Source organism: Methylobacterium sp. Leaf125 (assembly GCF_001423085.1).
GTDB lineage: Bacteria > Pseudomonadota > Alphaproteobacteria > Rhizobiales > Beijerinckiaceae > Methylobacterium.
On record NZ_LMNU01000032.1, the window covers coordinates 1 to 12,091 of the forward strand.

A 12,091-nucleotide genomic window follows, 5' to 3' on the forward strand; every position below is an offset into this window, starting at 1 on the left:
AGGCGACCCTCGCCTCGGCCCAAGCCTTCCTCTACGCCGCTGCCGTCATGATCCTCGTTCGACGGCTAGGACGCGCCTCATGACTTATCGGACGGACTCTTAGCGGCCTTGCAAACTGCAAGAATGCGGCCCTGGAGGTGATACCTCCCTTGCTCGATTGTTGCAAAAATCCCATACTTTATCGGAAACCTTTCGGCGGCGCATAAAATGAGAGATTTTTGGCGCTCTTGGGCAAATTCGGCAATTATTCTAGGAAGGTTTGCCCTGGCCGCCCCTCAAGAATTCGTAGATAGTTTTCTCGGGCAGATCGTACGTTTACGTTATATTTGTGTCTCGAAGCACATTCAGCGTGAGCATTAGCAACGATCTGAAGCTTGGGAGGACTACAATATGCCCATCAATTTCAGGAATACTGTTTACGGCGCAGGATTTGTTGGTTCGGACGATGGTGCCCCGAGCGCTGGCTTCGGAATCGACGACGTTTCGACGTCGGCGATTACAATCAACGGAACGATCAACCAAGTCGGGGATTCAATCCAGGCCACTGGCATTCTGCCGGCAGAGTCAGCGTCCAGCACGAAGACTTTGTACGCGACGCAGTACGATTCCGGGAGCATGATTCAGTTCTCGGACAGCGCCACGCCCACAGCGACCTCGACGCGCTACGTCCTTTCTAATACCCAGTTGACCCCCCGGCAGCGGGTAACTTTCGACAGCAACAACACGGTTGGCGACTACGCGCCGGTCTGCTTCGTGACAGGCACAGGCATTCGTGTGAACCGCGCGGGTCTCGAGACCGACGTCGCGGTCGAGGATTTGCGCGTGGGCGACCAGGCTGTCACAGCCTCGGGGGCGGTCCGGGCGATCACCTGGATCGGACACCGGCATCTCGATAGCCGCGGCCGCGCCCTGCCGCGCGACCAGCAGCCGATCCGGGTCCGCGCCGGCGCCTTCGGCTCCGGCCTACCAGCCCGCGATCTTTCCCTCTCGCCGGGGCACCCGGTGCTGGTGGGCGCGGAGGCCGATTATCACGGCGGCCACCTCGTGCCGATCATGTGCCTGGTCAACGGGACCAGCATCACGCGCGAGCCCGCAGACGCCGTCACCTATTGGCACGTCGAACTGGAGAGCCACGACATCCTGCTGGCCGAGGGTCTGCCCGCCGAGAGCTACCTCGACTGGGGTGATCGTCCGTTCTTCGACGAAGGGTCCGACCACGCCCTGCACAACCCGGACTTCGTCGTGCCGGGCCTGTCGGCGCGCTGCCGACCGGTGGCCGTCGAGGGCGCAGTCGTGGACGCCGAGCGTGACCGGCTGGGCGCTGTCTTCGCGGCCCAGGTGGCCGCCCAGTGCGCCTGGCACGAGGCCGGCTCGCTCAGCGCCCTCTCGGCCTGACGCCGGCAGAAACGGATCGGCGCACAGTTCTTGGTACGAAATGGCATGCGCGCCGGTCCGCTCTCCCTCGATGCATTTCTCGGACAACGCGCCGTCGACCGGCGGCTGGCGCGCTTGACCCATGACCTACCGCTTCCGGAAGCGGTCGGTCTGGAATTCGGTCCGGGCGACAATCCCGTTCCCCTTCCAAACGGGATGCGCGTCGCCTACGTCGACCGCTGCATCGATGCCGCCCCGGATCAGACCGGTCCGTCGCCGATCGATCATGCGTGGGACGGGGCGACGTCCCTCGCTGCCGTGCTTGGTGACGCAAGCGCTCCGAGCGGCTTCGACTTCGCCGTCGCGGCGCAGGTTGCGCAGTACGTGCCGAACCTCCTCGGATGGCTGCGGGGCATACACGCAGTGCTGCGGCCCGGTGGCGTGCTCAACCTGTCGCTCCCTGATCGGCGGTTCATGTTCGATGCCGCGCGGGCGTCGAGCACGCTGCCCGAGTTGATCGAGGCGGATCTGCTCGGCCTGACGCGGCCGAGCCCCCGCCAACTCTTCGCACACACCTCGGAGGTGCGGGCCATCTCGCCCAACGATATCTGGGCCGGAGCGGACGCGCATCGGGCCGACCGGCTGGCAGGGACCCAGGCCCTTTCGCATGCCCTGAACCAGACGCGGACCGCACTGGCCCAGGGATGCTACATCGCCTGCCACTGTTGGGTGTTTTCGCCGCGCAGCTTCCTTGACTTGGTTGAGGGAGCAACGCGGCTTGGGTTGTTGCCGTTCGTTCTCAATCACGTCTCTTCAACGGAACCAGGTAGCTTTGAATTTTTCGTCTCAATGCGCCGGGACCTTCAAGAGGAGCCAGACGTGTTGCGTGCGCTTCAGGAAGGAGCGATCGCCCACCTACGCGGAACGCTTGATCGGCAAGCGCGTCACGCAGCGCTTATCGCCCAGTTTTGAAACGCTCAGATTTAGACATCACGCCGATGAGTTTTTGCGCGCAACAGACTGAATTCGACTTGCCGATTCTTAAGTAAAATCTGCGCTCTTCGGTGCTTCAATGATAAATTTCGATATACTGAAGCCAACCAAATTGATTAGTTTCACAAAAGCAAAAGTATATCGGAAATCTCACAAAAGTCTTGGCTTCGATCCAAGGTTCTACAAATCATATTATAAGGACACCGACGGTTTTAAGTCCGATTATGAGCTTCTTCGGCATTACGTCCAGCACGGGAAGCGCGAGGGTCGATCACCCAGTTCGGAAGCGCTGATCCGGAGGCTGGAATCCGACTACGGCGCATTGCCGAATGATTTCGTTCCTTCACAATATAGGCTGCTACACGGCGATCTAAGCGGAATGCAGGAGCCCTGGGCACCAGCCGAGCATTACCTGCGCTTCGGACGAAAGGAAAAGCGAGAATACCGCGTCGACCTCTCGCACCTTGAAGAAGAATTTAGAGACTTCATCTACTCGCGCGCGTTTTCCACCACGTACGGTTCCAAAACAAACGCTACACTGACGTTTTTTAAGGTTCTGCGATCGGCCGGCCTAACCACTCCGGGTTGGATCGCAAAATTCAACCTTTATGAATTTACAACTCTAAACGAAAATTGGCTCCCTCATCGTCCCTTCTCGCGCATGGACGGACTCTACCTGTTTTTAACCGATGGGATTGAGCGCCTGGCTCCTGTCGCTTTGGGAGAAGCGTTTGAACCGACCTTCTATCGCCAGCATGTCCAGGACTCGGCGGGCCTCAGGACTGATGCGGATCTGTATCGGGACTGGCTCAACCGTGGCATCGGAGTGGGCATCAGGGGCAACGAGCAGACGGCTCTTCGCGATGTCATCGGTGACGGCCAGTTCCCAGCATGCTTTGACGAGCACCGCTATCGGAAGGTCATTGGGAAAGTTTCGAAGCAGCCGGCACCTGGGCGGTACAACGCCTTAAAGCACTACGTCACCATTGGATTTGCGCTCTACGACGTCAAGATTCTTGACGGGGGCACGGTGTCTGCGTTCGTCGAACGCATCGCAGAGTATCATCTGGCGCGTGCAAATCTCGACATCGCGTTGAAAGCCTTCGATCGGGCGCTCGCACTCAATCCCGGCTTGAGCCGCCTCCATCACCGACGGGGCGACTGCCTCCTGGCCGTCGGGCGCGGCGCCCAGGCGACGGAGAGCTTCCTGGCGGCGTGCGGCCTACCCGGAGCGAGCCTGTGGAGCCATATCCATGCGGCCAACGGGCTCGCTAAGGACCCGGCCCGGATCGAGGAGGCGATCGCGCGCCTCCTGGCTTCGGCGCCGACCTGTCACGGATCGCCGGCGTGGCGCATGACGGCACGCTCGATCATCGAGCAACTGTTCCAATGCGCCAGCGAAACGGCCTTCGCCCTGCACCGCAAGGGGGATCGGGCGGTGGCCGATACCCTCATGGAGGCGGCCCTCGATCGCACTGGCGAACTGATCCGTGCCTGCGATCCGCTACCGGCAACGCTGGGCCGACGCGCGACGGGGCACGTGGTCCTCGTTGCCAATCGGGATCTGCCCCAGTGCGACTACTACCGGGTTCAGCAACGCGCGATTCAACTGATCCAGGGCGGCTGGACGGTCGAGGTGATAAACCAGCGCGACGCATCGTCCGCTCATCCGGCGATCGACAGAGCCAGCGCGGTGATCTTCTACCGCGTCGCGGCCTCGCCGATCATCCTGCACGCCATCCTCTATGCGCGTGCCCTGGGGGTCGTGACCCTCTATGACATCGACGATCTGATCTTCGACGCGCGGTTCTACCCCGAGCCTCTGACGACCTACGAAGGGCAGGTCACCGAGGCCGAGTATCTTGGCCTCCAGTTCGGCGTTCCTCTGTTCCGGTACGCCGCCAGGGCCTGCGACATCGGCCTGACTTCGACGGCCGCGCTCGCCGAGCACTTAGGGCCTCTCGTCCGATCGGGGCAGTGCCACATCCTCCGGAATGGACTCGACACCCGCAACGACCGCTTTCTGGCCTACCCCCGCAAGCCGTTCTCCGAAACAATCGTCACAGTCTTCTACGGCTCGGCTACGAAGGCGCACAGCCAGGATTTCAGTGGACTCATCGCGCCCGCGCTGCTTCAGCTCTTTGCCCAGAACGGCCGCGTGCGGCTCGCCGTGGCGGGCTATGTTCCGCTCGATCGGCGATTTGACCCTTATCGCGAGCGGATCATACGCCTGGGCTTCAACGCCGACGTCATGTCGTACTGGGAGGTTCTGTCCGGCGCCGACATCAACATCGCGGTCCTGTCCCGCAATCCTGCCACGGACGCGAAGAGCGAGATTAAGTGGCTTGAGGCCGCGATGTTCGGCATTCCGTCGGTCGTCAGTCCGACTGCAACCTACCGGGATGCCCTCGTCGACGGAGAGGACGCGATCTTCGCGGAGACCTCCGAGGACTGGGCGCGGGCGCTCGGACGCCTCGCGTCGGATGCGGTGCTGCGGGACAGAATCGGTGCCCAGGCGCGGGCGAAGGCAACTCGCGACTATGGTCTGCCAGCCGCGGCGGAGGTGCTGAAGCGGATCTTCCCGGCGCGCGACCCATCCCTTCCGCCACGACTGGCCGAGACAGCAAACCGCACGACTGCGAGTCTCCCGGAGCCGGTGAAGCGCTGCCGCGAACGGCGCGGGGCACCGGGCGCCGCACGCAAGCCGCGGATTCTGGTCGTCAACGTGTACTTCCCGCCCCACACCATCGGCGGCGCGACTCGGGTCGTTCGCGACAACATCGATTATTTCATTGACCATGCGTCCGATGAGTTCGAACTCGTTGTCCTCGCCTCAGACGACCGATCCGAGGCGACCTATGAGACGCGCGTCGACTCCTATCGTGGTGTCCCAGTCTTTCGGATCGGATCCCCCGCTGAGGCAAATATGGATTGGCGGCCGTTCAACGACGCGATGGCGCCGGCGATCGAAGTCCTCATGCAGCAGTTCGACCCCGATCTGGTGCATTTCCACTGCATCCAGCGGCTCACGGGAACGGCGGTGGATGTGGCGGCTCGTCTGGATATCCCCTACCTCGTCACCTGCCACGATGGCTGGTGGATCTCGGATTTCCAATTTTTGTACGATGAGGATGGGGATCTACACGCGCCCTCACCGGACCCGCTCGCCGACCGGTACAGCCGCAGCTTCCCCACGATCCTGTCGATCGCACGAAGGCGGAGACTCGCGCGCCTGCTAGACGGCGCCGAGCGCGTGCTCTGCGTGTCGGACAGCTTCGCGGAGATCTATCGGGTCGCCGGCGTCCGAAACGTGCTCGCTGTTCCGAACGGCATCCCGGCCTTGGGGAAGACGATGGACCGGACGCCGAACGCGAGCGGACGGGTGCGCCTCGGGCATATCGGCGGGCGGACCAGCCACAAGGGTGCCACCCTGATCGAGATCGTCCTGCGTCGGAACGCCTTTCACAATCTGGAACTCACCCTCGTCGATCATGCCTGGACGGAGGGACACTCCGATACCGAACTCTGGGGTGAAACGCCGGTGACAATCGTCGGCTTCATCGCCCAGGACAAGATAACGGACGTGTATGCGGGCTTGGACGTGCTCCTCGCCCCGTCGATCTGGCCTGAGAGCTTCGGATTGGTGACCCGCGAGGCTCTCGCCTGCGGGCTGTGGGTCGTGGCGAGCGATCGCGGGGCGATTGGCAGTGACGTTGTCGAAGGGGTCAACGGCTTCGTGGTTGACGTCAGTTCGGCGGATGACTTGACGCGGGTTCTAAGCAAGATGAACGCGAACGCCGAGACCTATCTAGCCGGACCGCCGGTCGCCACAAACGAGATGCGAACTAGTGCGGATCAATGCCGCGATCTCATTGCATGCTACCAGGGTGTACTCTCAAGTAGCTAACATGCAACTTTGCATAATACACGCATCTACCATCAAATTTTCACGTTTTTATTTGCAGCAGCGGGCCAGAGCATACTGTAAATGGCACCAAGCGACTTACTGCAGCTTTCGATCGTCTCGAACTTCGACAAAACATAAGAACGACGCACCACACCAACCTCCGTTTTGATAGGGATGGATGGTTGATATGCCCACCATAGGCGGTCCACGTACAGTACGGCGAGCAGGAGACAGCGCGTTCATGGAGATTAGCTTCGCAGGCTGTACCTTCCAGCTTGAAAACGTCAACGACATGGATCTTGTGGCCCGACAGATTGCGAGCGGCTCCTACGAGCCACCATTGCCGATGCTCATGATGGCGACGCTGATCCGTTCGGAAGGAATTTTTATAGATGTCGGCGCAAACACCGGCGTCTATACGGTAATGGCGGGCACGATTGTCCGCGACCGGCCCATCATCGCTTTCGAACCTTTCCATCCCGTCCTTGAAATTCTGAGGCGGAACTTGGCCCTGAACGGCTTGACGGATCGAGTGCGTTTGATGGAGGTCGCGCTCAGCGACAAGGCTGGCACGGCCAAGCTTCATCTGCCTGATCCAGGCCATGGTCTTGTCGAGACGAGCGCATCGCTAGAACCTGATTTTCAGCCAGCGAAGTCGATTTGTGAGGTGCCGGTTAAGCAGCTGGATGAAGTTAGCATCTCGGACCAGATCGCAGTGATTAAGGTCGATATTGAAGGCCATGAGCATGCGTTCTTGCGTGGTGCGCGAAATACGATCTTGAGAGATCGCCCAGTTATTTTTGCCGAGGTTGTGAGCCCGGCAAAGCGCAGCGCCATTGGTGCCTTTCTGCATGGTATTGACTACATGGACTTTCGTCTGCGTCCAGACATGGCGATCCACGATGGCGAGGTGCTCTTCGATAATGCAGCATGGAACCACGCATTGATTCCGCGTGAGCGCTTGGCGAAATTTAAGGAGGCCTGCGATGCCTGCAACATGGTGATGCTTCGCCGCTTTCAGCTAAGCTGAGCCGAGAACGTAAAAAAATCATTATCTATCCGCTTACGCTTCTCGCCGGAAAGGCCGGGATTAGAGCAGCGCAACTAGGGCAGTGTTGATCTGGATCGCATTCAGCAGATTGGCGCGTATCGCTTCCAGTGTAACCGTCGAAGCACATGCCGTTAGAAAGCCTTGAAGTGCTGTTGACGGAGAAGTGTTTCATCGGTCTCCTCAATCCCGACGGTTCTTCCTCGGAGGATCAAAAGGGAACGCGGTGAGGGCCCCAGCCCAATGCCGCGGCTGCCCCCGCAACTGTAAGCGGTGAGCCCATCATCCACACGTCACTGGGTCTTCGGACCTGGGAAGACGATGAGAGGGCGGTGACCCGTGAGCCAGGAGACCTGCCGTCAGTCGTGGTCACACGCGAAACGCATCGGGCGGGGTGTCCTGATGGGTGTCGAGGCGTTCGGCTGTCCTCACGACAGGCAAGCGCCTAGGCTTCGTTCGCGGTGACGTGCCACTGCCGAGGCCGTCCGCTTTGTCCCGTCGTCCATCGAATCCGTTTTGGCCCGCGCTGGTCCTGTCCTGCGCAATCCCCACCGCCGTCGCAGCCCAGGGTACGCGCCCCGTTGAGACCGCCGTCGTGCTCGACGCACTCTCCGTCGAGGGGACCTTCACCTCCACGCCGACCTATCGTGTGCCCGAGCTCTACAGCGGCACTAAGACGGTGACGCCGCGATGGGACATCCCGCAGCAGGTCGACGTGGTGCCTCGCGAGGTCCTTGTCGACACTGCTGCGACCCGGATCGAGCGCGCCCTCGACTACGTGCCCGGCGTCGGCAAGCAGAACGACTTCGGCGCCCAGAACCTCGCCCTGTACTCGGTGCGGGGCTTCGCAACGCAGGACATCTTCTTCAACGGGTTCAACATCGCCCGCGGCTACAACGGCGCGCCCGACACCCAGAACGTACAATCCATTGAGGTCCTCAAGGGTCCGGCCGGTGCCCTCTATGGCCGAAGCGACCCGGGTGGGACCGTCAACATCCTGACCAAGCAGCCGGTGGCGCGTCCCTTCGTGGAGATGGGCACGCTGTTCGGCAGCTTCGGCACCGCCAGGACCACGGTCGATGCCGGCGGCGCGCTGAGCGAGGACGGCAGCGTTCTTTACCGTTTCAACGGCGCGCTCGCTCGCCAGGACAGCTTTCGCGACTTCGTCGATGGCGACCGGGTACTTTTGGCGCCGGTGGTGAGTTGGCAAGTCACGCCCGACACCAAGATTACGTTCGAGGCGCAGTACCTGCGCAACCGCCAGACCTTCGACCGGGGTACGGTCGCGGTGAACAATCGCCTTGGCATCGTTCCTCGCTCGCGGTTCTTCGGCGAACCGGGCGACGATTCCGTATCAGAGAGCGCGCTGCTGCAGGTCCGGTTGGAGCACGCCTTCAACGCCGACTGGCAGCTGCGGGTCGCCACCCATCTCAACACCGGCAGCCTCACCGGCCTGCAGACCGGCGCGACCGGCATCCTCGATGACGGGCGCACGCTCCTACGGGAGTTCCGGCGGCACGACTTCACCTGGGGCGTCGCCATCGGCCAGGCCGAACTCGTCGGCCGCTTCGAGACCGGCCCCTTCGCCCACACCCTGCTGCTCGGCCTGGAGCACGAGCGCTACAACAGCACCGAGAACCTACAGCGCTCGACCCCGCGCCTCGACCCCTTCGCCATCGACCTGTTCAACCCGGTCTACGGCCAGCCCAAGCCCCCCTTCACGCGTCGCTACAGCGCCAGCGAGAATGTCGGGAACACCGCCGTCTACCTTCAGGACCAGATCGCGCTGAGCCCCGAGTGGAAGCTGCTCATCGGCAACCGGACCGACTTCTACAACCAGACCTTCCGGGACAAGGTCGCGAACGAACGGACCGAGCAGGACCGCACCGGCTTCTCGCCGCGGGCCGGCCTCGTCTACCAGCCGCTGTCGTTTCTGGCCCTCTACGGCAACGTCGCCGCCTCGTTCCGCCCCAACACCGGCTTCGACAGCGCCTCCCGGCCCTTCTCGCCTGAGACCGGCTTCGCCTACGAGGTCGGGGCCAAGCTCGACTTGTTCGATGGTCTCAGCGTCACGGCGGCCGCCTTCCACATCGAGAAGCAGAACGTGCTCACTACCGACCCGGCGGACTTCTTCTTCCAGATCGCAGCCGGGGCCGTGCGCAGCGAGGGCTTCGACGTCAGCCTTGTCGGGCAGGTCACGCCGGAGTTCCGGGTCATCGGCGGCTACGCCTTCATCGACGCGGCGGTCACCCGCGACGAGGTCCTGCGGGTCGGCTCCCCGCTCCTTAACATCCCGCGCCACAGCGGTTCCCTGCTCGGGATCTACGAGGTCCAGGCCGGGGACTGGAAGGGTTTTGGGATCGGTGGCGGGTTCCGTGCGGTCGGCTCGCGCCTCGGCGACAGCGGTAACGAACGCTTCCGGCTGCCGGGCTACGTCCTGACTGACGCGCTGGCCTACTACCGATACGAGAACCTGCGCTTCGGGATCAACGTCGACAACATCTTCGACGAGACCTACTACGAGCGTTCCTACAACAGCTTCTGGGTCGGCGTCGGCGAACCGCGTCGAGTCACCGTCAGCATGACGGCACGGTTCTGATGGGCGTGCATCCAGAAAGGCCCATGGCCTCGGCCCGCGCGTCGACCTTGCTAGGCCGCATCGCCTCCATCGATGCCCTGCGTGGGCTGGTCATGGTGCTGATGCTGCTCGATCACCTGCGCGAGACCTGGTTCCTGCACGTGCCCGTGGCCGACCCGGTCGATGCCCGGACCACCCTGCCGGCCGTGGCCCTGGCCCGGCTCGTCGTCAGCCTGTGCGCGCCCATCTTCGTCGCGCTGACGGGCGTGGCCGCGTACCTGTTCGGCACCCAGCACACGCGGGCAGAGACGCGCGCCTATCTGGTCAAGCGCGGTCTCGTGCTGATGGCCCTGGAGGTCTTCTACCTGTCGGAATTGTATTGGGGGGTGGCCTCTCCGACGCTCTGGCTGCAGGTGATCTGGTGCATCGGCGTCTGCATGATCGTCCTCGCGGCTCTGATCGGGCTGCCACGCCCGGTCCTGTTCGCGGTCGGATTGCTGATCGTCTGCGGCCACAACCTCCTCGACCCGATCCACCTCCAACCTGACCAACCTTTTTTTGCGGTCTGGGCGATGCTGCACCAGCGCGACGTCATCGCGCTGCCCTTGGGGCTGGTCGCAAAGACGACCTACCCAGTGCTCCCGTGGATAGGTGTGATCGTGCTCGGCTATGCAATCGGTCCGTGGTTCCTACCCGAAGTCGCCACGCGCACCCGCGAGCGTCGGTTCCTGGCCCTCGGCTGCGGGATGCTCGTCGCCTTCATGGTCCTGCGTCTGGCGAATGGCTACGGCGACAAGCCCTGGTTCGTCGTCAAGGGTAACGCGCTTTGGACCGCGATGAGCGTCCTCGCGCTGGCGAAGTATCCCCCCTCGCTGCTGTTCCTGCTGCTAACGCTCGGGATTGGGGCGCTGCTCCTGGTCACTCTCGAACGGATACGCAACGCTTCGGTCGTCGCGGCCCTGGCCGTGTTCGGCGGTGCGCCGCTATTCTTCTACCTGCTCCACCTGACGATTCTACGGCTCTTGTACCATAGCGCCGCCGCCATCTGGGGGCCGACGCAGGGCAGCGTGTTCGGCCTGGCGAACTACGGCTGGGTGCTGGTCTGGTACGTCGGGCTGATCGTGCTTCTTTACTGGCCGACGGCCTGGTTCTCGCGCTTCAAGGCATCACGACGCGACATCGGCTGGCTCAAGTACCTCTAGCCCCCATGGGCGCGACTGTGTCTGCTAAACTTGTCCTACATCAAGCCATCAGTGGTATGGCGCACGCCACTGATCCAGCTTCTTCGCGATCGATTTTCGCCCACGGCGTATGTCCGCCATGTTCAAATTCTATGGGGGCAGCCTAGGGGGCGGAACGTACGTTGGTACTGCTCAGCCGCAGGTTCCAGCGGCATGGCAGGTCGTCCGGATGCAGAGCTCATGAAGCTGTGCGAGGCTAGAATTGGGACTGGATTCGCGGATGGCGCCCGAGCGAGTGGCGGGTCAGCGTTCTTTAGCTTCTCCAGTCGCAGTACAGGCGGTGGCACGTAGAGGTAGAAGGCGTCACACGAAAATTCTACCGTAACGTGCAATAGCGGTCCAACAACGGTAGGCTTCGCCAAAGAGCAGTGTTTGGTTTAGGGCAAACGTCTTTCACATCGGACTGGCTGCCCGCACCGAGGCCCGTCACCGCAGTCGGATCTCTATCCAATGGGGACGTTTGGCTTCCGACCGTACCGGCAAGAGCAGGTGATCTCCCTTTGCGGCCGAATAGCGACCGACGTCGTTCCTGCCGACGCGCACGAGTTGAAGAACAACGTAGATGACGCCAATTGCGAATAAGATGATGGCGATAGGGTAAAGGTTTGGCACGGTAATCGTCCAGCAGAAAGCCGGACGATCCTACGTTTCGAATGCGGGCTGTCGAGATTGCGAGGGCTTGGACGGCTTGGATGCAGCGGGAGAGCTGCTCGGTCTCAAACGTCCACTGATGGCCGGATGTGACCTGGGCGCAGATCGATCTAACGCGAGGCGAAACGCTGCTGGGGCTGTTATGGGGCAGGCACCGTAAACCGAATGGACCTCGACCAAGCCATCTGAGTGCATGACGCCTGTCCGACGTCAGCACCTGTGGGACAGAATGAGGGTCTTCCCGAACGGAGGATGGCTGGTTCATCGTAGCCCCTGAGGAGCGAAGATGAAGCAGACAT

At 62.0% G+C, this 12,091-nt stretch carries 6 protein-coding genes and 1 riboswitch; all 6 genes read left to right on the forward strand.

The features are described 5' to 3' along the window. Window positions 1-390 precede the first annotated feature (390 nt). Entirely contained in the window at window positions 391-1,395 is a 1,005-nt protein-coding gene (locus ASF58_RS18340; RefSeq protein ID WP_055955759.1) for a Hint domain-containing protein, read from the forward strand. Between the two features lie 45 nt (window positions 1,396-1,440). Next, window positions 1,441-2,346 carry a methyltransferase domain-containing protein gene (locus tag ASF58_RS18345; RefSeq protein ID WP_055955762.1) on the forward strand — a complete coding sequence of 302 codons (906 nt, stop codon included), beginning with the start codon at window positions 1,441-1,443 and terminating at the stop codon, window positions 2,344-2,346. A 400-nt stretch (window positions 2,347-2,746) separates the two neighbouring features. Further along, entirely contained in the window at window positions 2,747-6,274 is a 3,528-nt protein-coding gene (locus ASF58_RS18350) for a glycosyltransferase (RefSeq protein WP_244477391.1), read from the forward strand. Between the two features lie 241 nt (window positions 6,275-6,515). After that, window positions 6,516-7,304, forward strand: a complete 789-nt coding sequence (locus ASF58_RS18355; protein WP_055955765.1) for an FkbM family methyltransferase — start codon at window positions 6,516-6,518, stop codon at window positions 7,302-7,304. A gap of 194 nt (window positions 7,305-7,498) precedes the next feature. Next, window positions 7,499-7,698: riboswitch (cobalamin riboswitch) on the forward strand. Window positions 7,699-7,917: 219 nt separating this feature from the next. Beyond that, window positions 7,918-9,921, forward strand: a complete 2,004-nt coding sequence (locus ASF58_RS18360; protein ID WP_244477392.1) for a TonB-dependent siderophore receptor — start codon at window positions 7,918-7,920, stop codon at window positions 9,919-9,921. A gap of 23 nt (window positions 9,922-9,944) precedes the next feature. After that, window positions 9,945-11,102: a heparan-alpha-glucosaminide N-acetyltransferase domain-containing protein gene (locus ASF58_RS18365; RefSeq protein ID WP_244477393.1), complete on the forward strand. Its 1,158-nt coding sequence runs from the start codon at window positions 9,945-9,947 to the stop codon at window positions 11,100-11,102. Window positions 11,103-12,091 lie beyond the last annotated feature (989 nt).

What these genes read in the sequence shown, in the direction of transcription:
- ASF58_RS18340 (WP_055955759.1), top strand. Translation starts at nt 391, where the DNA reads ATGCCCATCAATTTCAGGAATACTGTTTACGGCGCAGGATTTGTTGGT.
- ASF58_RS18345 (WP_055955762.1), top strand. Translation starts at nt 1,441, where the DNA reads ATGCGCGCCGGTCCGCTCTCCCTCGATGCATTTCTCGGACAACGCGCC.
- ASF58_RS18350 (WP_244477391.1), top strand. Translation starts at nt 2,747, where the DNA reads ATGCAGGAGCCCTGGGCACCAGCCGAGCATTACCTGCGCTTCGGACGA.
- ASF58_RS18355 (WP_055955765.1), top strand. Translation starts at nt 6,516, where the DNA reads ATGGAGATTAGCTTCGCAGGCTGTACCTTCCAGCTTGAAAACGTCAAC.
- ASF58_RS18365 (WP_244477393.1), top strand. Translation starts at nt 9,945, where the DNA reads ATGGCCTCGGCCCGCGCGTCGACCTTGCTAGGCCGCATCGCCTCCATC.